Annotated in this window: 12 protein-coding genes; all 12 read left to right on the top strand. The window is 35.0% G+C overall.

Annotated elements, in window-relative coordinates:
* The first annotated feature begins 1 nt into the window (after position 1).
* The 12 genes from HHU12_RS19945 to HHU12_RS20000 all read left to right on the top strand — a co-directional run bounded on the left by HHU12_RS19945 (position 2) and on the right by HHU12_RS20000 (position 22415).
* On the top strand, positions 2-859 hold the full coding sequence (locus tag HHU12_RS19945) for a hypothetical protein (RefSeq protein WP_169658501.1): 858 nt from the start codon (positions 2-4) through the stop codon (positions 857-859).
* Positions 860-907: 48 nt separating this feature from the next.
* Positions 908-2470, top strand: coding sequence for a phage tail sheath family protein (locus tag HHU12_RS19950; protein ID WP_240971036.1), 1563 nt, complete (start codon positions 908-910; stop codon positions 2468-2470).
* Between the two features lie 20 nt (positions 2471-2490).
* Positions 2491-2955, top strand: coding sequence for a phage tail protein (locus HHU12_RS19955; protein ID WP_169658502.1), 465 nt, complete (start codon positions 2491-2493; stop codon positions 2953-2955).
* A gap of 228 nt (positions 2956-3183) precedes the next feature.
* Positions 3184-3363, top strand: coding sequence for a hypothetical protein (locus HHU12_RS19960; protein ID WP_169658503.1), 180 nt, complete (start codon positions 3184-3186; stop codon positions 3361-3363).
* Positions 3363-6026, top strand: coding sequence for a hypothetical protein (locus tag HHU12_RS19965; RefSeq protein ID WP_169658504.1), 2664 nt, complete (start codon positions 3363-3365; stop codon positions 6024-6026). The genes HHU12_RS19960 and HHU12_RS19965 overlap by 1 nt, the downstream gene beginning before the upstream one ends.
* Before the next feature lie 12 nt (positions 6027-6038).
* On the top strand, positions 6039-9056 hold the full coding sequence (locus tag HHU12_RS19970) for an nSTAND1 domain-containing NTPase (RefSeq protein WP_169658505.1): 3018 nt from the start codon (positions 6039-6041) through the stop codon (positions 9054-9056).
* Between the two features lie 15 nt (positions 9057-9071).
* Positions 9072-10202 (top strand): hypothetical protein, encoded by a 1131-nt coding sequence (locus HHU12_RS19975; RefSeq protein WP_169658506.1) that lies wholly within the window; start codon positions 9072-9074, stop codon positions 10200-10202.
* A gap of 1 nt (position 10203) precedes the next feature.
* Entirely contained in the window at positions 10204-14997 is a 4794-nt protein-coding gene (locus tag HHU12_RS19980; protein ID WP_169658507.1) for a contractile injection system tape measure protein, read from the top strand.
* Between the two features lie 11 nt (positions 14998-15008).
* Complete coding sequence (locus tag HHU12_RS19985; RefSeq protein WP_169658508.1) at positions 15009-18551, top strand: baseplate J/gp47 family protein; 3543 nt, start codon at positions 15009-15011, stop codon at positions 18549-18551.
* Positions 18552-18565: 14 nt separating this feature from the next.
* A complete protein-coding gene (locus tag HHU12_RS19990) occupies positions 18566-20416 on the top strand; it encodes a glycosyl hydrolase family 18 protein (protein ID WP_169658509.1) in 1851 nt (616 codons plus the stop codon).
* Positions 20417-20418: 2 nt separating this feature from the next.
* Positions 20419-20622, top strand: a complete 204-nt coding sequence (locus HHU12_RS19995; RefSeq protein ID WP_169658510.1) for a hypothetical protein — start codon at positions 20419-20421, stop codon at positions 20620-20622.
* Between the two features lie 11 nt (positions 20623-20633).
* Positions 20634-22415 carry a phage baseplate assembly protein V gene (locus tag HHU12_RS20000; protein WP_169658511.1) on the top strand — a complete coding sequence of 594 codons (1782 nt, stop codon included), beginning with the start codon at positions 20634-20636 and terminating at the stop codon, positions 22413-22415.
* The last annotated feature ends 4 nt before the right edge of the window (positions 22416-22419 follow it).

The following is a 22419-nucleotide window of genomic DNA, read 5'->3' on the forward strand; positions in this document are numbered from 1 at the left end:
CATGGCATCATTACAGAAAATAACTTCAATAAGGTTTCTTCCTGTACTGCGTATAACAGCAAACTTTTCAGAATTTGAATCAGAAAATGCATTTTTTGATATCAGATCTCTTAACAGTACAGAAGATCTATTGAGAAAAATAGGGGTGGTACACCGTCCAGTTGACAATCAATGGCAAAGCAGTATTGCACAAACTGATATTGAAAGAAGCCTATTGATATTGGATCAGATGGATGATGAATATCTTTATTTTTCTATCTCTTCAAGATCAATAGAAAGCTATTATCTGGCTGACTTTCCAATAGAAAATATAGAAGATACTATTTTTACAGGAGAGGTGACCTTTAATAAAAAAGCAGGTGAAATGCAGTTTGATGAAGCTTTAAAACTTTCAAGCAAATCTGAATATTTTACACAGCTTGGTGCACATGAACTGCCAATACAGTATGCTCAACTCCAATCAATTTTTGCTATCGTTAAACTGAGTAAAAAATCTTTTACAGAAGGCTTGACGCATCTTTATAAGTCGATGCAGCCTTGGAAAGTGGATTTTTTGATCAATAGCAGAAAGCTGAAGTTTAGATATATCATTCAGAAACCAGTTTTTGAAAAGTATAAAATCATCACACCGAAAGGTGAAAAAGAATATAAGCAAATTATAAATGAGGGAAAATTAGAGTTTACTTCTTCTGTAACTACGAGTGCATCTCCTTTATTTTTAAAAGGAAAACAACTTCAATTGAGTGCATTAGTGGACGGGGAATGGAAAATAATCAAACAGAAACTTTCTTCTCCAACTACAGGAAGCTTAAACTTTGATCCGAAAACAAAAGAACCTCTATGGATAATGAATATGTAGTATTTCAATGGGCTAATCAAACTAACTGTCATTTCTTCAATCTAAGTGATGGCAATTCAACCCGATGCAAATGCTAACTATTATAAAGCAGTTAATTTTTTAACGAAAACAAAAACAATTGTCATCATGGCTATTAGAATTGCAACGCCGGGTGTTTACATTCAAGAGAAGAATGCTTTTGGCAACTCTATTGTAGCTTCGCCAACAGCTATTCCTGCTTTTGTTGGATACACTGAAAAAGCAGACAAAAATGGGAAACCATTACAAAACGTTCCAACTGTAATCGATTCTTTAGATGCTTTTGAAAAGTTATATGGTAGAGCTTGGGTGCCTACATATGCTATTCAAGAAACATCAAATTCTGAATCAGATATTAAAGTTGGTGATAAGAAATATGAGCTGTCAACTGGCGAAGACAGATATTTCTTATACGACAGCTTACGCCTTTTCTTCACAAACGGAGGTGGTAAAGCTTATATCGTTTCAGTTGGGGTTTACGGAGAAGAAATTGATAGTGACAAAATTATCAGAGGCATCCGTACTTTAAAAACTTCTACTGAACCAACACTTCTTGCTATTCCTGATGCTGTAGCTTTAGCTGCTCAAGCATGTGCAGGAGTACAACAAGAAATGTTACAACACTGTGAGGGAGACGACAACAGATTTGCAGTTCTTGATGTTCAAGATGGTATCTCTGCTCGTACTTACGATGAAGAAGATGCGATTGACAACTTCAGAAATAACGTAGGTAAAGTAGGTCTTAAGCACGGTGCAGCGTATTATCCTTGGGTAAATGCGACTGTAGTTTCAGATAAGGAATTTTCTTACGTTCACTTTGATTCTATTGAGCAGTTAGTTCAGATCTTAACAGATGAGGCTGAATTAATGTATGATAACGATAGAAAGAAGCAAGAAGCAGTAACTGAGATTCAAGCATTATTAGAAGCTGACGGTTATAGTGCTGATTTACACCAAACACTAAAATCAATCTCTCCAACTTACAAAGCTTTAATGATCGCTTTAGCAAATAAGTTAAATGTATTGCCTCCGTCAGGAGCAATCGTTGGTGCTTATGCTAGAGTTGATGCAGTACAAGGTGTATGGAAAGCTCCAGCAAACGAAGGTTTGGCAGGTGTAGCTTCTCCATATGTTTCTTTAACAAACGAAGACCAAGAAGATCTTAACCTTACCGTTGGAGGTAAGTCAGTGAATGCAATCCGTTCTTTTGCTGGTGAAGGTACAGTGATTTGGGGTGCAAGAACTCTAGATGGCAACTCACAAGATTGGCGTTACATAAACGTTCGTAGAACGATGTCGTTTATTGAAGATTCAGTAAAAGGAAGTGTGAAGAGCTATGTATTTGAGCCAAACACACCTATGACTTGGATAGCCGTTAAAGGCTCAATTGATGCTTTCTTGACTACCCTTTGGAATCAAGGTGCATTAGTAGGTACTAGTCAGTCAGACGCGTTTGTTGTTGATGTTGGATTAGGTTCAACTATGACACAAACAGACATTTTAGACGGTATGATGAAAGTAAGCGTTAAGGTTGCGATTTCAAGACCTGCCGAATTTATCGTATTGACATTCCAACAACAATTACAATCATAATTTTTAAACTAGAATAAGAAATGGCACAAGAACTAGAATATCCAATTCCAAAGTTTCGCTTCACTGTAGATTTAGGCGGAGAAGAAGTGAGTGCACAAGAGGTTACTGGATTAGAATCAGAAGTGGAATTTATCGAATACAGAACGGGTGATCACCCAACTGATGTAAAGATGAAGGTTCCTGGTTTACAAAAAGTAAGCAACATCACAATCAAAAGAGGTCTTTACAATGGCAATAACTATTTATTTGACTGGTTCCAGCAAGTAAAAGATGCTCGTAATGAAAACGGATCTTTTGAAGAGCATAAGCGTCAGGTAACAATCACGCTAATGGATACAATGGGTAACCCTGTATTTGTATGGACGTTAACAAATGCCTTCCCTGTTAAACTTTCAGCTCCAGATTTAAATGCCGAAGATAACGGTATTGCAATCGAGACAATTGAGTTAGCACACGAAGGTTTAATGCAAGAAATTGCATCATAATTATTCAAAACATCAATAACAGTGAAAACAGTGGATCATATATCTGATAGAGTAGATTGACTCTTCATTTTTTGAGACCTGCGTTTCACTGGGATGGAAGTTTTAAATAACCTCATAAGTACTAGAACATTTGTTATAGCACTTACCTATTTCTCAGAGAAAAAGTATGAAGCGATGAAAGTTGCTTCTGCTTTTTCATTTATTCAGTTATCACAATGATTTTAATCTATGGAAGAGAATAACAAAAAGGTGAGTTTATCATTCACATTAGAAGAATTACAGTTGATCATTGGAGGATTAGGGAAACTTCCATTTGAAAAAGTATACCAGCTTATAGGTAGAATCAATGCAGAAACCAACCTTCAGCTTATGGAGGAAGAACAAAAGGAGGAGATTGATAATAAGTAATGAGTGCAAAAGAGGATTTAATACCATTTGATATAGTAAAAGAGGGTAACCCCTATGTTTTACTAAATGAAGCGAAAAAGTTTTTAGGATCACTTCAAAATGAGAAGTGGACGGATTTTGACACCCATGATCCTGGTGTGACTTTATTGGAATATTTATCTACAGGGATGACTGAGATGAATATCCGAGCGGCTTCTGGTATTGAAAACTATCTTACTTATGCACCTTACAAAGCGGCCATCTTAACGCAGGAAGAAGCCTTTTCTGTACTTCCTGTAACGATGAATGATCTGAGAAAAGTTTTGATTGATAAGTTTGTTGAAATTGAAAATATATGGATCGAACCGGTTTCTTCAGACGTGACATCTTTTGAAGGTCAATATCAGCTTATTGTTAAATTTAAAACCCAATATCAAGGAAGAATTGATGGAGAGGTGTTACTAGATAACATCCTTGAACATGCACAGCAGTATAGAAATTATTGCGAAAAAGTAATGAGTATTACTACTGCTAAAGAAACAAAAGTAATAGTGCATGCTGATATAGAAATTGTTACTGATGTTGCCGTGGAAGTCGTTTTTGCAAGAACACTTTACGGCCTTAACCGTTTCTTCTCTCCTCAAGTGATGATGTCTTCTTATGAGGAACTCATCGAGCAAAATACAACAACATCAAAGATTTTTGAAGGACCTCTTTTAGATAGAGGATTTATTCCAGAAGAACAATTACACGATAGACAATCATCTATCCTTACTTCAGCTGTCATCAGAACATTAATGGAAATTGATGACGTAGTAGGGGTAAAAAACTTAAGTTTGTTATCAGGTGGAGTAAAAGAAAACTCCTTATTAAAACTGGAAGATGCGATACCAATTTTTGATGAGGATAATATTCAAAGTATACACTTTTTGAAAAATGGAATCATTATTACACAGATTGATTTCGAAAAGGTATATGCATTATTAGATCAGCTTAAAGCATCAAAAGAGGGGTTGTCAAAAGGAAACAAAAGAAGAAGAACATCTTCATTTACTGCAAAGAAACAACCTGTACCACAAAAATACCTAACATCATTAAACCTTAAAGAAATGTTTCCTACTGTATATGGAGTAGGAAAATTTGGTCTTACAAGAGATGCTACTTCAGAAAGGAAGAAAGCAGTAGATCAGTTCAAGACCTTTATCAATTTTTTTGAAAATCAGAGCAATGAATTTTTTGCTCAGCTGTATGACTTACCAAAGTTATTTTCAGCAAAAGGCTTAGTTTCTAACGCCGATCTCGCACCTAATGAACGAGGATTTTTAAAATCAAATCACTTCAATAACGATAAAAAGAAAAATCAGATTCTTGATTATTTAATTGGAGTGCATGGAGAAAAATTTGACAATGAATTAATCAGTTCATTTACACCATACCTCACTCAACAAGAGGTGATGCAGCGTCTTATTTTCTTCAAAGCTTATTACTTAAGGTACTTGCCACTTTTATCAAGTGCGAAATCAAGTGTTCAAAAAGTTAATTCAGCTTTAGGTGATTGGGGAGTTACACCACTTCATTTGCGTTTAATGCTTTTTACTGGGGTCGGTAAAAATAATGACCTTTCTATCGCATTAGATCAGCCTCCACTTCTATACGAAACAGATAACACCGTATTTGAATTGGAAGAATGGATGACACAAAGAGCAATCAGAGAGTATGATTCATTGGATCATCTTACTTTTGATTGTATTGATACAGATATTGTGATCAATCCACGTAAAGCAGAGCAGTTGGTTAAAGATCACCTTACGTTGGATTTAATGCATCAATGCATCTATTCTAAAAACCTTTATGTAGTAGAAACAGAAGATAAGCAATACGCTATTGTTTATTTCAGTACTGAAAAGGATAAATACTTACAGTTAGAAACCTATTCTACATGGGATGAAGCGGAAAGTATGTCAGTAGCCCTGCATAATCTATTATTAAGACTTCATGATGATTATGAAACTTTCCAACTGGTAGAGCATCCAAACCTTCAGCCTTCTACAGAAGAAGACTGTTTTGGTATTTATATTCTAAACGAAGAACAAGAACATATATTAATGAGTGATGTCTCTCTGAATTTTGAGAAGAGAGAACAGCTTATGAAACTTTTGCCAACTTATTTTACGGAGTTTGACAGGTACGATGTAGAACGTCTGAATGATGGTAATTTCAGAATGTTATTCAAAGTTCCTGAGTTTGGTTTAAACTGTATTGGTATGTACGATGATGAATCTGTACAGAAAATTCATAAAGACAAAGAGCGTTTATTCAATTACCTCTCTGATAAATATGATGTAGTAGATTTAGACCGAAAAGTCATCAGACACATCACCCTTGATAATGCTACTGAGTATATCAATGAAGGGGTAGAACGTATTGTTGAGCAATTTTTCAATTTTACCATTTCAATGGTTTTTCCTTGTATCTCTCACCGATTCAGAAATAGTGAATTTAAGGTGATGATGCAGAACCTTTGCCGTGAGGAAACAGCGGCACACATTCAAGTAAATACTAAATGGCTTGATCCTGAAGACTATTATACTTTTGAGTCTTACTTATATCAATTGAAGTCCACCGAAACTTCAAAAGAAGATCATGCTATACTTCGAGATAATATGCTTTCACTTTTACATTAACAGAACCCAGAAATGAAAACGAGTACTATAGAAATATCGCAATTAGAAAACCCTTTCCTGGGTTTACAGCCTTTTTCAAGGGATAAAGCTCATTTATACTTTGGCAGGGAAAAACATGTAGAAGAAGTGGTGAACAAACTGATGGAACACCGTTTTTCTGCAGTTTTGGGTAGATCAGGAATTGGTAAATCCTCATTTATATTTTGTGGTATTTTTCCTTTGCTGGAAAATAGGCTTGATCATGTTACTTATATTTTCACGCCTGGAACACATGGACCGCTGAAAAAATTAATTAATGAAGTTTTCAAGGAGGAAAGCGAAGATGCAAGGCTGACAATATTTCAAAGCCTTTTAGTAGATGTAACTTCATTTTTTGAGTTTTACAATAATCTGAATCAGACGGCTGTTCCCGTAATGTATGTCGATCAATTCGAAGAACTTTTCAGTTATGACCTAAGAACCAATAACATGGACTTGGAGATTGTGAAGTTTGTTGAATTGATTGTTTTGCTTGCAACATCGCCAGTTTCCAACTTCCATATATTACTCACAATGCGTTCTGATTTTATTGGGCATTGTGCAGATTACCCAACACTTACACAGTGTATTAATCAAAGTCAGTTTTTGATTCCACAGATGTCAATGGAAGAGAAAACAGAAGCGATTATCAAGCCATTGGAATGGATAGGGGTAGGTATTACTGATGAGTTGATTCATCTTATTTTGGAAGATTTAGGTAATAAGCAAGACCAATTACCTTCCATGCAACATGCTATGATGAGGACTTTTGAGCATTGGAGAAATGAGCAAATTTACTCAGAACCTATTAAACCCAATAATTATCTGGCAGTGGGTGGGATTAAGGAAAGTTTATCCATTCACGCTAATGAAGTATATAATACTTTAAATGATGAGCAGAAAGTAGTTTGTGAGAAGGTTTTCCGCTGTATCACAACAATCAATAAGGAAGGAAAAGGAGTAAGAAACCCTTCTTCTTTGCAGCGTATCATTGAGATTACAGGTATTGATGATATTACAATCTTAAAAGAAGTCATTGATACTTTTAGAAAAAAGGAAAGAGCTTTTCTTCAGCCAAGGGAACATGTGGAGATTTATGAACAATCAGTGATTGATATTACGCATGAGTCTTTGATGCGTTCTTGGGCCTTATTGAAAGAGTGGACTTTAAAGGAAACGGAATCAATCAAAAGGTACTTGAAATTAGCTGAAGATGCTGAAGAGTATCAAAAAGGGAACAGGTCTCGATTAAGACAGCCGGAATTACAGATCACACTCAACTGGAGAGAAGAGCAACAGCCTACTTATGAGTGGGGTGTAAGACATAACGCTTCTTATGAAAGAACGATGGAGTTTCTATCTTTCTCAGAAAAAGAAGAGATCAAAGAGCTAGAGAGAACAAAGCGAATTCAAAAAAGAAGAACTAAAATCTCAAGAATTCTAGTTGTGATTTTCTTATTCCTGGGCTTGGGTGGTATTCTATTAGGTACACACGCTTATCAAAAGAGTAAGCAAGCAGAACAGAAAAAAGAAGAGGCTGAAGCTTCAAAAATCAAAGCCGAAGAGTCACAGAGAATTGCAGAAGGCAACCGTAAAATAGCGGAGGAAGAAAAGGTAAAAGCACAAGTAGAAAAACAAAAAGCAGAGAAAGAAAAAATAAGAGCAGAAAGAGCAACAATTCTGGCAAGAATGCAAAAGAAGAAAGCTTTGGATGCCATGGTACAAGCAGAAGCCTCTTTCAAAGAAGCGAACCTTCAAAAAGAAAAGGCAACAGTAGCAATGTTCCAAGCAACGAAAGCTCAAAAACGTGCCGAAACTGCCAACTTAAGAGCCAACCGATTACAAAACTTGTCAACAGCTAGAGCAATGGCACTGAATTCTTATCAGGTAGATGATGATGAAATTCGTTACTTATTGGCTAAGCAAGCAATGATAGGTTATATCAACAATGACGGTGATGGTTTTGAAGCAGAATTTTACGCGGCTTTCCATAATGCAGTAAGACATTATGAAGGTGATGAGTACAATCAGATGGGACAATCCAAAGGAATGGTGAGAGAATTTATTCATCATAATCAGAAAATTTGGGTCGCAATGTCCACCAACAGTTTGATCGAATTATCAGAAAATGGAAGTGTAGCAAATAAAGTGGAAGGTGTGGTAAGAGGTATGGTCAGACCTGCTCATAATAACCGTATAGACTTCTTTAACTATAGTAATGCACTAGTTCATTTTGATATTGCAAGTGCTACTTCAAATACAAAAATCAAATCATTGGCAGATGAGTCGGTTCTAGGAGTTTACAGATTAGGGAAAGAAGAGTATATCGTATTGGATGCGAATGGTAGCATTTTAAAATGGTATCAGAAGAATGGAAGGTATGTAAATACTGAGGTTGAAAATGAAAAAGTGGGTCAATTAGGAGAATTGACAGCTTCACTTTTCGATGAAGAAACACAGCATATTTTTATTTCCACAAGAAAAGGAGAAGTGATGGAGCTTTCGAATGATGCGGAAAGTGTAATTACTTCATTCTCTGTAGGAAATCATCATATATGGTCTATGAGTAAGAAAGGAAATAAATTGTGGGTAGGAACCGAAACGGGAGAGATCATGTGCTGGGTGAAAAACGGAGATAGTTGGACCAATACCTTTAAAACAGATAATCATAAAGCAAGGGTGAATCATATTGCAGTACACCCGACGCAAGATAATTTGGTGGCGACGGCAGGATTTGATGGCTATATCAGATTATGGGACATCAATCAGCCTCAAAAAGAAAAACTATTAATAACAGAAGATGTTTGGTTGACTGCATTGACTTTCTCTAATGATGGTCAAAGCTTGATTACAGGTGATAAACTAGGCCGTATTAAAAAATGGTCGCTGACAATTGAAGATCAGCTAGCGAAACTATCACAGGTAAATCATGATATTTTGTCAACCGAAGACTGGGATAAATATGTAAGTGATGAAATTGAATATGATTCCACTTTCTATCACTTTAAATAAAATATTATCAAGGAAATGCAAAAGCTCTATTGTTTAGTCTTAGTACTTTTATTCAGCAGTTGTTTAAACCAAAAAACTGGTGAACGTGATGAATCACTTCTGATTTTCAGTAGTGAAGGAAACTATTTATCTAAAAACTTGGAAAACTATGGTAATAATTACCTGATTACTGGGGTGATGAATGAGGCATCAGCAGTAAGTTCTATAGATTTCCTTGATGTAAATACATGGAAAGTAGGCCAAGGCTATATAGCAATTTTAAATGATCTTGGAGAACCGATAGCTCAGTATCTAGATGAAAGAACAGGCTCTATTTACGCTTCTTTGGATTATATAGAAGATGATTTTTACATAGGAGGAACTTTCGAAAAAGAATTTTTACTGATCAAATTTTTAAAAGAAGGCAACACATTCAAAAAAGTAATTGAGAAAAAATGGACCAATGATTTTTTTAAGGAAGGTGTGATTAACCTTGTGAAAAAGGTAGGTGATCAGATTATTGTAGTAGGAAGAGGAAAAGTAAACGACGGGTCAGAGCGATTTTATTTCGCCGCGTTAACAGACGAAGGAGAAATAGTATGGGAAAACGTTCATAATAGAGCTTCTCAATATCATTTGCCAAAAGATATTAAAGAAGAAAACGGTCAGGTTAAAGTATTGACTTGGGAAATTAATGAGTTTGAAGGCCGTCAGGAAATATCTGAGTATACGATTGATCTCAATATTGGTCTTGTAGATGGTATTAATTTCTTATCTGTTGATGGATATCGCTTTTCAGATGCAGCTTGGTTAAATGGAGGCATTATAGGACTCGCTAAAGTGGAAGAAGGAAAGGATAAGCTTTTTTGGTTGACTGATAGCGAAGAGAAGGAAGTGGTGTTTGATTATCAAGGGGAAGAATTAAAAGACTTAATCGGAAAGGATAACTATTTTATTGTTTCTTCTCCATTGGAAGGGAGTGAAGAAATAAAATACCATAATATCACGATTAACAGATCGGGTGATGTAATATCACATGTTGAGTTCATCAACTCGATAGAGAGTAGATTGATTGGTGTGGAATACCTAGCCGATGATGATCAGTATTTTACAATGACATCTTCTTTGTTAAAGTTCAAGTATGTTTTAGAATTTAGAAAAAACTAAGATGAACGAATTGGTCAAAGTAAATATAGATTTCATAGCAGATGATAACCTACATGAAGGGATCATAAAGTTGGAGCTTACCAATTTTATAGAGTCCCAATTGTTGCCTATGGTCGAAAAGGAAGTAGAGAAATATGAAGAGAATACTATTTATATTGATCAATTAGATGTTCAACTTTCTTCGTCATTATTGAATTATCAAAAAGATACATATTCGGCGGTTCAGAGGGTATTGAGTGATAAATTGCATGAGCATTTATACCGTATTTCTTCAAAAGCCACAAGAGAAGCAGAAATAAATGATATTATAAAGGGTACTGATTTAGAACAGCAATCGACTTTAGAGCTTTCGGAAGAGGAAAGTTTATTTCTGTTTTTGACGACTGGAGTAATGCCTTGGTACGAGCAAGAGCGTTTGAAAGAACGAGTGAAAAAAATTCAGAATAAGGAGGATTTATCCCTTTTGGTTGAGGCATGGCGATTGATGTGCGTGAAGAAAAACCATAATATTTACTCTTTTATTACTTTCCTGAATGCTCACCAATTATTATCTGCATTTGTAGCACAACTTTTTCGTCACTATCCACATTTAAAAGGGGTTTTCGATACCTTGACTGATGATGAGAAAAAGGCCTTTTTGTTACAGGTTTATCATGGTGGAGAGAAAACAAGTCAAGAAGGAATCGTACTTCATGAAAGCTTGTTAAGAGTGGTATTAAAGAGGAATTTTAAACCTTCAATTGTCGATTCTATACTAAAGATTGTAAATAGTGAATCGAGGCTAACGGAGTTATGTAAAGTAGAATTGATGCTTTACATCAAAAAGCAAAGAAAAAAGCTGAAAAAGGGTCTTTTTGTAAAGAATAAAAAGACTGCTCAAAAGTTACTTCAATTAGAAGAAAGCTTGTGTATAGATGAGGAAAAGATAGAAGAAGATAAGCTTGCTTTGATGAATGTACAGCAATGGAAAGCCTCATTTATAGAACAACAGGTATTACATTTTTTATTAAAAAAAGAATTAGATCCAGCGTTTGAAGCTCAACTGACTGAACATCCAATATTATTATTTCAGTTCTTATTAGTAATTGCTCAAAGAACTAAAGAGAGAAAGATGAAGGTATTGAAAAAATACCCTCAGTTGTATCTTATTGGAGAAAATGCGATTATTCATCAGTTGTTGTTTGCAATTATCAAAGAGCAACCTGAAGGATTTTTGAATAGTAAATTGATTCAGCAAGTTAATGAGTCAACGGATATTGAACATGTAAGATCTTTCTTGATTTCTTCACTAGGAAATAAATTAGACCTAGAAGTAACCAAAGTTTTGACTTATGAGCTATTGTTGCTCAAACTATTACTAACGCCAGAACAACTTCTTAAAAAGTCAATCAAGTTTGATATAAAGTGGGGAGAGGTATTGGAGTATTTCAAATTATTTTCCCATTTAAATAAGGAAGAAAAAACAAAACTCCTATTATCGTCTACAACTTCAGAGACCATTTTTGTATTGGCTTTACAGAGTGATCATAAGTTATTTAATGATTTATTTGAGCAAAAAACAATAACATCATTATTATTTTCAACTGCTCAGAAACTGCTTTCGGCTTATCAGTTTTATAATACACATTCTAATAAGGCAGCTATTTCAGCGGAAGAGTTTCTAGAGGTAATTCAATCGATTTTCTCTACTTTTAAGGTGGATGATCAAATCAGAACTTCATTTTTAAGTTCTGTTAATGATCATCAGATAGTGACTTCTCATTCTCAAGAAAGTGTAGCGTTAAATGAGGAATTCACGGAAGCTTCAAATGTACTTGATGTAAAATTATCTAAAGTATTTGAGCATTTTAGAGCTAATCCACAATTAACGAAAATAGAGAAGACAGACTTTTTATTAACCTCAGTTTCGATAGAAACTATTTTTGAGGTAATACTGACAAGTGATAGTGATGTATTTTTTGAGATTTTTGATGAAATGCAAATTGGTTTGACTTTGTTCTCCAATAGACAAAGAATCACAACATTATATCTGTTTTATCAAACATTCCAACAAGGGAGACAAGTGACGGCGGAAGATTTTGTAAAGGTGGTCATTACTCATTTTCCTTCGTTTAGAAATAAAGCAAAAGTAATTTTTGAATCATTAGATTTGGAGAACTTAGGATCTTCAAGTGCAACGAAAGAAGTGATTGCTTTACAGTTGAAACAGCTTCTTCAGAAAAACAATTCGATAGCTGAAAAAAGAATTGAAATTGTTGACTATTTTGCTCAACATTCACAACTTTCAAAGCAAGAGAAAACAGGACTTTTATTATCTTCTAGTACTACATTAATCATTTTTAAACTGATCATTTTCAGTGATCGTACAGCAGTATCTTCTCCAGAAAGCAAACCTAAATTGTTGGAGGTGTTAGATCAAAAAATGATTGGAGAGTTTCTGTTTTCTAGAAAGAATGATGTGATTACGCTCTATCAGTATTGCATGCATCAAACTCAAAATTCTTCATTCACTTCAGAGGATTTTGTAGAATTGATATCAGATTATTTTCCAACTTATGAGGACACAATAAGTGCTATTTTAGAATACAATGAGTTGGTTGGTGGAATTCATTACAAAGGGAAGGATAGTGACGCTGAGGTATCTATTGAACACCTGTTTCAACAATCAGTTCGAATTGATAGACAACTTTCAGAGTTATTGGAATTCTTGAAAAGGAATCTATCGATTAGTAAAAAGAAAAGAACGAAGCTTTTACTTTCCTCAAGTCGCTTGCTAAAAGTGGCTGAATTATTTATCCAAAGTGAAACTTCTCATTTTCTGAATATTTTCAGTAGAAAATTAATTGGAGCGAAATTTTTTACAGATAGAAATAATGTAAAAACGTTCTTCCAGCTATTTAAGGAAAATTCTTTGGATAAAGCATCAGCACTAAATCAATTCGTTGATCTTGTTGTATCAGAATTTCCATTTTACGAGACACATGTAAGGTCTGTTTTAGATATTGAAATTGTTGATGAGAGACATCAAAAAGCTGAATCACAAAAAGAGTTGCAATTACAACTTGATCAAATTTTAAAACAGTCGATAGAGATAATAAAAAAGAGAGAAGCGACAGAGGCTTATTTCAAACGATATAAAAATCTTTCTAGAGGGGAAAAAACACAGCTTTTATTAGCTTCAGCTTCGATAGAAATGATTTTAGAGCTGATTCTTAGTGATGAATCAGCTCAGTTCCTGGCATTATTTGATACGATAAAATTAGGAACAGTATTATTTGAAAATAATGCATCTGTAGTCAAACTGTATCAGTTTTTATATCAGCAGGATCAGTATGTAGTAAATAATATTGAGGAGTTTGTAGCAACAATAGCTACCTTTTTTCCTACTTTTGAAGCTCAAGCCAGAGTATTGTTAGAAAAGACTTTCTTGAAAGAGGAAGATCGTCTTGCTAACATTAAAGATTTTGTCTTTAATGGGAATGAAAACCTTAAGTTGTCTTTTACTTTCACTAATGTTCAAACTCAAAAGCTTTTGACAATTTCTCATCTTTTCAATGCTGATAAAGTTCAGATTCAAGTAGATGGAAATACTCTGGGGATTGTGTATTTGGAAGAAGTATTCTCTTTATATAATTCTAAAAACAATACCTTATTAATGTTGGCAAATGCCATTAATGCTATTCTACCAAACTTTAAAAGCGAAGATAGAAAGTCACTTGAAAAGGTAATTTCTTGGATAAAAGAAGAAGATACATCATTATCTAAATTAACTCAAAAAGAGATTTCTATATTAGAAATTCAATTATGGTTGCAGTTGATCATCAACAGAAAAGAAGGGCTGTTTGATTTAGAGCAAAAGGAGATGTTGATGCATTATTTCAAGCAACTCTCATTAAGCGAATTAAAAGGGCAGAATTCATACTCTGTGAGACAAAAAAATAGAATCTTCTGTTACTTAAGTCTGAGCTATAAAACGAATTACTCTTTGTCTCTCCAAAGGCTTGAAAGAAAATTGAATCAGGAGTTTTCAAAATTATTTACGGCATTACAGATTGCTGATTATATAAAACTACTTCAGAATGACCTTTTTCATGTTTCTTTGCATCAAACAACTTATCAGGCAGGAAATGTGATGAAGAGAGTGGAAGAAGTATTCCCTCAGATTAATTTCAGTCGAACAAAAATATATAAAATTACTTGTGAACTATTAAAACTTAATACTGAAGAAAAACATATCCAAGAACTCAATGATAAGCTAGAACAATCTTTTGGTCAGAGGAAGAACATGACAATGGAAGTGAAAAATGCAGGTCTTGTTATTCTTGTTCCTTACCTGCCTTTGTTCTTAAAACACCGAGGTTTGCTGACCGAAGACAATAAAGCTTTCAAGGATGAAGAAAGCTTATTGAAAGCTATTGGTTTAATGCTTTATTTGTCTCAGAAAAACCTATTAGTGGAGGATGACAGACAGTTGATTATTCCTAAGATTCTTTGCGGGATTGATATAGAAACACCTGTAGTTTTAGATTTTGAGCTGACAGAGGAAGAGAAAGAAGGTGCGGATCATTTATTGAAAACGGTCATTTCACACTGGTCAGCATTGAAGAAAATGGAGCCGGATAGTTTGAGGATAATGTTTTTTGTGAGAGATGGGCAACTTACCTTAAAAGACGATTGGTACTTGGAGGTAGAGCCTAATACTTATGACATCTTTATGAAGATGCTGCCATGGTCAATTAAGATTAATATGTTGCCTTGGATGGAGTGTAAGATTTTTTGTGAGTGGGGTAAATAAACTTTTTAAGAATGATTTACAATGGTACAAGTCAGGACAGTAGGGAGTTATCACAATTAGTGGACAAAGGCTTTCAACTTAATGACATCGATTTAAGAGATATACTAACGAATAACTTTCAGTACTTAGAAGAGGTAGGACAGGAAGCTAGGGATTTCTGGTACACGATACTTTTTTCAGATTTCTCTGTGCTTGCGGAATTAAAAGAACTTGACATCTCCATTTTTCAGAAAAGAAATAATATCATTTTTCAAAAAGTAAGACAGTTTAACCGTCCTCAGAAGAAGATCAAATTTTTGAAGGAGGGGATTGTTCTAGTCTATGAACTGCTTAATTATTATCATAAATGGATAAAAAACTATAGTAAAAAACAGCTTTTTGACTCCGAAATCTTCCTCAATATAAATACTACGCTTAATGCAATTTCAACTCAATTAGACCTTGAGTTTTTGTGCTTATTTGAAGACGAGGAATTAAAGGACGTTTTACAGAAAGTAAAGAAGCTGATTCGAGAGATATTCCAGTTTATAGATTACACTTTTGAAGAGTATACATTAGAGAAAAAAGATCATTCTGTAGTTGCTCAAATCTGTCAAAGATTGAATGTAAGATTGATTGATAATCTGTTTTTAATGAGTGGAAATACAGAACGATATTTCTATGAATTAATTCATCAGTCTACTAATCAGCCTCAAATTGATTTGATCATGGCTTATCAGCATATCTACAAGTACCCTCAGAAAATGTTGAATAGCTTTCCGAAAAGATATTTGAATCTTTATTTCAATACTTTACTGGATGAAAAAAGGAAAGAAGAAAAAGTAGATTTTACTTATTTGAGCTTTAAGTTGAATGACGGGGTACGCTATGCTAGAATTCCATCGAAGACTAAATTTATAGCAGGAAGCGATGCGTTAAGGAAAAATATATTGTATCAGTTGGACTACCCTGTGGTGGTGAATACTTCTGAGATTTCGCATCTTGATCTGAGTAATGTTTCTTATAAGCATATCGGCAAGAAAATGCCTTTGAAAGTTGTAACAGCAATCAGACAACAAGAAGCGGAGGTAAAGGAAGGAGAGTTTATCAATAAAAACTTATGGGATAACCAGAGTTCAACAGCTTTGCCGGTAAGTTTTTGTATTTGTGATCAGATTTTACAGCTTGAGAATGGAGATAGAGAAATCGTTTTCAATTTCCAATTCAAACAATCTTCTATGATCACACTTACGCAATTGATCTCTAATGTAAAAGAGATAACGGGGTGGAGTGGAAGACAGCTTTTCAATAATATTTTCGGAGATATCTTCAACGTCTATTTTTCATCTGAACAAGGTTGGACGAAAGTACAGAAGGTTATTTTTCTTACATCTAAATATTCTCCAAACTCACTTTCTTTCAAAGTCATCATAAAGGATAATGAGCCAGCTGTATGCAAACCTGAGAAAACAATTTCGCAACATCAGATGTTTGATCATGCGGCGTTCAAGTTTACACTTAACACGGAAACATACCTTTATGGCTATTCTTTCCTTTCTGATTTAGTGTTGGATAGAGTGGTGATTCAGACTCATGTAAAAGGATATACGGGGTTCAAAGCTTATAATCAGCAAGGGCAATTGGGTACTGATATTCCATATAATGCTTGGGGAAATCAACCAAAACAAGGTGACTTTTTAGTTTTAGGAAGTAAAGAGGTTTTCTTTAAGCCAATCGAACATTTCAACTTAAGAATCAAGTGGTTCAATGCTCCTTTACATCCTAATGGTTTTACAGGTTTTTATGAAAATTACGAAACCGAAGACCTGAAGAATTCTAGTTTTAAAATTCAGATTGATCAGCTGAAACAAGGGAAATGGGCTGAACTTGATGAAAGAAATATGTTCTCCAATATTCGTCATAATCCAACTGGAGAAGTAGAAGATATTGGTGGTATTTCTAAGAAAACAGACTTGAACGATATTAATTATCAGCAACCTGTCACGATAGAAGAAGCACAGAAAGAGGATTTGGCAGGTTTTTCAAATTATGCTAAAAATGGTTTCTTAAAACTGACAATTTCAAGCCCGGAAATTGGATTTGGACATTTGCTGTATCCACAATTGCTTACGGCTCAAGTGAAGAATGGCATTAGTTTTAATCCTTTGAAAAAGAAGAAAAAGGATGTAGAGCTGCCCGCACCTTATGTACCTATCATTGAAAAAATTGAGGCTGACTATGTAGCAAAAGCCGCTATTATTTTGGATAGTAAAATGATGAGGGAAGAAAGTTCGAGTAAACTTTTTTATGGAGTGGGTGACATAGTGGTTCCTGTGAAAGATGATAACCCTAAATTATTGCCAGAAATTAATGAGGGAATTATTCTTGATTTGGGGATTGAAAATGCTGTAGAAGGAGATATTGTTTCATTCTTATTTCAAATTAAATCCACAACAGATCAGGAAATTCAGACTAGTCAGTATCAGATAGTATGGGAAGTATTATATGATAATAAATGGGAAAAGATTGCGGGTGCCAATATTTTAAATGATGAGACGGAGTGTTTATCAAAAACGGGTATGATTTCTATCAAAGTACCTGAGCATTCTACAGCTCACCAATTAAAACCATCAGGCAAATTGTGGTTGCGTATGTACATTCCGGATGTGATCGAGAACTATGCAGTGATTGAGAGAGTGTATTCTAAAGTGGTGAAGGTGGGGTTGATTTTACCTAATGATAGAGAACATTATGATTTCGGTCAGGAATTGCCTGCACTTTCTATTTTCAGATCCAATACTAAACTTCCAGGTATTCGAAGTATAGAACAACCTTTACCTTCTGTTGGAGGAAAACGAGCGGAGGAGAGCGGCGCCTTTATCAATAGAGTTTCAGAAACGATAAAGCATAGAAACAGACCAGTGACCAATTGGGATTATGAGCGAATTTTATTGACTGAATTCCATGAGATTAATCAGGTGATTTGTATTCCTGTTTCAGAAGAAAACAGATCTCTGCTTATAGTGATTATTCCTAAATCAGATGATAAATTTCCTATTGCATCCAACAGTTTGTTGCAAAGAGTAGAGCGTTTTCTGAGAGATATTATTTCGCCACATGTGAAGTTCAATATTTGCTCACCAATTTATGAAACAGTGAAGGTCAATGTGGCTATTTCTTTAAAAGAGGGATATACACAAGGTTTCTATTTGGATGAGATCAAACAGCAACTAACACAATACATTGATACCATTTCACTGTCAAATGCGAACCGATTAGTATTAGGAGGTAAATTGCACTTGTCTGATATTTTAAGTTACCTGAAAACAATTTCTTATGTAGATGGGATCAAGCACCTTTCGATGGTACATCTTGTGAAAAATGAAAAGAAATACAAATTAATAGATACAGCACAAGAAGACTATTCAGATAGTTTTATTGAAGCTTCAAAACCATGGAGTGTACTCACTTCAGCGGAGAGTCATGAAGTATATATCAATATTCCAAACAACGATAAAGCGGGTATTAATAACTTGCAGTTGGGAGTAGATCTTATTGTCAATTCATATAGCTAAGCAACATGTTACAAATGAACAAAACATACAAACTATTAATTCTGATGCTCTTTCTTGTTGCTGCATTGCCAACGTATGCTCAAGAAGAAAAAGAGGAGAAGGAAGAAGAGAAAAAGGAGCAGCAAGGTTTGAAAGTAATGCTTCAAAACTATGTAAAGCAAGCCAACGGAGGATCAGCTGAAGAGCAATCAGAAAAAGCATCTGACAAGGAAGAGGCTGCTGAAGAGAAAAAGGAAGAAACTGCTTCTGACTCTACAAGCAATACGCCTGAAGAAATGGCATTGATGGAAGAAGAAGCGGAAGCTGAGGCAAAAGAAGATTCTTTAGAAGCGGAATTATTAGCCCTGGAAGAAAAAGCTTTTATCGATACATTGAAGATGAAGAACCGTCTGCGAGAAGTCAAGAAAAATAAAATTGCAGGAGATTTTTCTGAAGCTGAATGGCAGAAAAAAATGAACTTGGTAAGTAATAAATCTTTAGAGGGAAATTATGAGCTGTTAGAGAATGTGGAAGTATTCGGATGGCACCCTTACTGGATGGGTAAAGGTTATGATTCTTATAACTTCTCTTTACTAAGTACAATCGCTTATTTTTCATATGAATTGAATGCTGTAGATGGAAGTTACCATAGTATTCATGATTGGGAAACAACTGCTTTAATCGACTCTGCTCACATTCATAATTGTAAAGTATTAATGACCGTAACCAATTTTGGATACAACAATAACAGAACTTTTTTAAAGAACAGAAATGATCAACAACAGAAATTAATAGAGAATCTGATCACTTTGCTTTACTTAAGAAATGCTGATGGTGTAAACATCGATTTTGAGAATATTCCGAAAGAGCATCGACAAGACTTTACCAATTTTATCATTGATTTATCAAATTCACTCAGAAAGTCAAACCCAAAATTCAGAGTGACATTAACGATACCGCCCAAAGATTTTAATGGTGTATTTGATATCCAAAGTCTTACCCCATATGTAGATCAATTTATCGTAATGGGGTATGAATTTTATGGTCAGAATAGTCAGGTTGCGGGGCCTGTGGCGCCAATAGAAAGTGGTGATTTTTGGTGGGAATTCAATATTGAACGAAGTGTACTAGAATATAAAGTAGACGGTATTCCTTCTGATAAACTTATTCTAGCTTCACCACTGTATGGTGCAGAATGGGTGACTGAAGATTTGACTTACCCTTCCAAAGTAACTCAATTTGTAGGTTATTTGACGAAAAAGCAGATTGATAGTAAGATTGGAGGTATACCTGTGCAAAGAGAAGCCTTGAGTGGAAGTGCCTTTCATGTTTATAGAGACGATAAAGGAAGGTATCATCAGATTTGGTTTGAAGACAGTGTTACGTTACAAAAGAAAATTGACCTGATCAAGAAACACGAATTGAAGGGAATTGGCTTCTGGGCCTTAGGTTTTGATAATGGAAATCCTGAAATGTGGGTGAAGGTCAAAGATAATTTTACACTCTCGCCAGAAGAAGCCGGGTCCACATTCTCAATGGGAAAAACAAGGAGATATCTTAATTATGCATTAAGAGCCATCTCGAATCCAAGATCGATACTCTCTAACCCAAGTATGCTGATGTATATGTTTGGTGGAGTAATGGGGCTCAATTCCTGTTTTATATTACTATTTCTTTCTTTCAGATACAGACTTACAAAACTGATGAAAGTAGCAAGCTCTACTTTGATTTTAGTCTTTACAATCATCGGATTGGGCATCTTCATGATCACCTATGACTTTGTCAGTGCCAAAGAAGTATTGCTGATGATATGTGGAATTCTGTTGGGAGGATTGGCTTTATTTTTCCTTAGTTACCGATTTTTCATCAAAAAAGAACTGCCTTAATTATGTCTGTCAAAATCAAAGAACTAAACATTAAGATCGAAATCAAAAAGGATTTCCATACACAAGAACAATTGATGGAGAAATTTATACAAAGCTTATCTGTGGATCGACTTCCTATGGAGTTTATTGAAGGATTGGCTGAAAAGTGTAAAGAAGAAATCGATAACGATCAAAGAGTTGTAAGAACCAAGTTTGGAAGGTTTTAATCGTAAAGAAAATGACAAAAAAGAATGAATTATATAACACCCGAACGGAAGTAAGGATAGAAGCTAATGGTTCTGAACTAGAGCTTTATGCTTATCAGTTGAAGGGTCTGAGTATCAACTATTCTGTAAACGATATTCCTTATTGCAGTATTACGTTGATGAATGCAAGGCGAAGCACGGATTTCTCATCTTTGTCTGAATTATATCCTTCTAGTGAGGTAAAGATCTATGCTAAGAATGAATATGTGGATGAAGTACTTCTTTTTGAAGGAGTTGTTTCCAAGTATGGTACTCAGAGTAAAGGCAGGAGATTTATGTCGGTAATTGAGGTACTTCATCCTGTTTTCCGATTGAAGCGTAGGGTCATCAATCGTTTATTTGCCTTGAGTCTGCCAGAGGTAGTCGATAAGATTTTCAGTGATTATGAACTGACGGTCAGTAATCAGATGGACATTGAAGAGGAGGAATCTGAAAGTAGAATAACACAATATCAGCAGAATGATTTTGATTTCGTATTGTCTAAAATAAAGCAGGCAGGGTGTATGTTCTGCCCATCAGCAGAAGAACTATCTGTAAAAGATGTATTGGAAGACGGTACACCAAAGATGGAAATTGATCCGATCAAAACCACACGCTTCAATGTGTTTATGGATATCGAAGACTTGCACGATATTGCCAATATCAATACTTATAATGTAGAAGATATGGCCGTAGAACAAGAATCTTCAGAGTCTGTTTCTTTTGAGGCAGGAGATGCAAGTGTGGATTCTGCTACTGTTTCTGGAGCATTAGATATTGGTCCACAGGAAATCATTTCTTTTGGACAGGAAAATACAGCTATCCGAAAGAAATGGTTAACGAACAAGATCCAGGAAAGTAAGCTGGGGAAAGTAAAAGGAGGGATCACAATTGAAGGTACCAATGATGTAATGCCGGGTGATTTTATCACTATCGTAGAAGCAGGCTCTATTTTAGAAGGAGATGCATTTGTCTACGGAGTGGAGCAACATTTAGAAAGTGACAATTGGAAAACCACATTGCTATTAGGGTTGCCGAAAGAAGAAAACAAACCTCAAGCAACAGCAGGAGATACCAACTTTGCAATTACAGGTTTACAACATGGTATAGTCAAGAAAGTACAAAGTAGTGATGATCAACATGCCACAGATCAATATTTGGTGCAAGTTGAATTGCCATTATTAATGCAGACAGATATGTCCAATGATGTGGAGCCATTGGTTTGGGCACGGTTAGCTAGTTTCTATGCTGGCGAAGCACACGGTACACTTTGGTTGCCAGAATTGGAAGACGAAGTTGTGGTTGGTTTTTTAGGAGGTCACCCTGACAATCCAATTATTTTGGGCTCCATCTTCAAAAACTCAGACGAACACCCTCATGTTGGTACGGAAGGATATAAATCAATTGTTACAAAAAGTAATTTACAATTGGCCTTTGATGATGAAAACGAATTAATCCATCTTCATTCTGAGAGTGCTCATGTAACTTTAGATGAGGCAAATGGTATTCTTCATTTGAAAGTAACAGACGGAGATACTGTATTGACAGAGTGCATACTAGATAAAGAAAATAACATTAATATCAATAGCCCTGATGGTGAGGTGAATATCAATGCAGATAAAATCAGTTTGACTGCAGCTTCTGAAATGAAGTTGGAATCTGCGAGCAGTTTATCCATAGATGGACAAGAAGTCACTGTCGCTGCAGCCGCAAAATTGGGAGCGGAAGCAGGTACAATGTTAGAATTAAAAGGAACACAAGTATTTATTAATTAGAAAA

The organism is Flammeovirga aprica JL-4 (assembly GCF_012844305.1).
GTDB lineage: Bacteria > Bacteroidota > Bacteroidia > Cytophagales > Flammeovirgaceae > Flammeovirga > Flammeovirga aprica.

What these genes read in the sequence shown, in the direction of transcription:
- HHU12_RS19945 (WP_169658501.1), top strand. Translation starts at nt 2, where the DNA reads ATGGCATCATTACAGAAAATAACTTCAATAAGGTTTCTTCCTGTACTG.
- HHU12_RS19950 (WP_240971036.1), top strand. Translation starts at nt 908, where the DNA reads ATGGCAATTCAACCCGATGCAAATGCTAACTATTATAAAGCAGTTAAT.
- HHU12_RS19955 (WP_169658502.1), top strand. Translation starts at nt 2,491, where the DNA reads ATGGCACAAGAACTAGAATATCCAATTCCAAAGTTTCGCTTCACTGTA.
- HHU12_RS19960 (WP_169658503.1), top strand. Translation starts at nt 3,184, where the DNA reads ATGGAAGAGAATAACAAAAAGGTGAGTTTATCATTCACATTAGAAGAA.
- HHU12_RS19965 (WP_169658504.1), top strand. Translation starts at nt 3,363, where the DNA reads ATGAGTGCAAAAGAGGATTTAATACCATTTGATATAGTAAAAGAGGGT.
- HHU12_RS19970 (WP_169658505.1), top strand. Translation starts at nt 6,039, where the DNA reads ATGAAAACGAGTACTATAGAAATATCGCAATTAGAAAACCCTTTCCTG.
- HHU12_RS19975 (WP_169658506.1), top strand. Translation starts at nt 9,072, where the DNA reads ATGCAAAAGCTCTATTGTTTAGTCTTAGTACTTTTATTCAGCAGTTGT.
- HHU12_RS19980 (WP_169658507.1), top strand. Translation starts at nt 10,204, where the DNA reads ATGAACGAATTGGTCAAAGTAAATATAGATTTCATAGCAGATGATAAC.
- HHU12_RS19985 (WP_169658508.1), top strand. Translation starts at nt 15,009, where the DNA reads ATGATTTACAATGGTACAAGTCAGGACAGTAGGGAGTTATCACAATTA.
- HHU12_RS19990 (WP_169658509.1), top strand. Translation starts at nt 18,566, where the DNA reads ATGAACAAAACATACAAACTATTAATTCTGATGCTCTTTCTTGTTGCT.
- HHU12_RS19995 (WP_169658510.1), top strand. Translation starts at nt 20,419, where the DNA reads ATGTCTGTCAAAATCAAAGAACTAAACATTAAGATCGAAATCAAAAAG.
- HHU12_RS20000 (WP_169658511.1), top strand. Translation starts at nt 20,634, where the DNA reads ATGACAAAAAAGAATGAATTATATAACACCCGAACGGAAGTAAGGATA.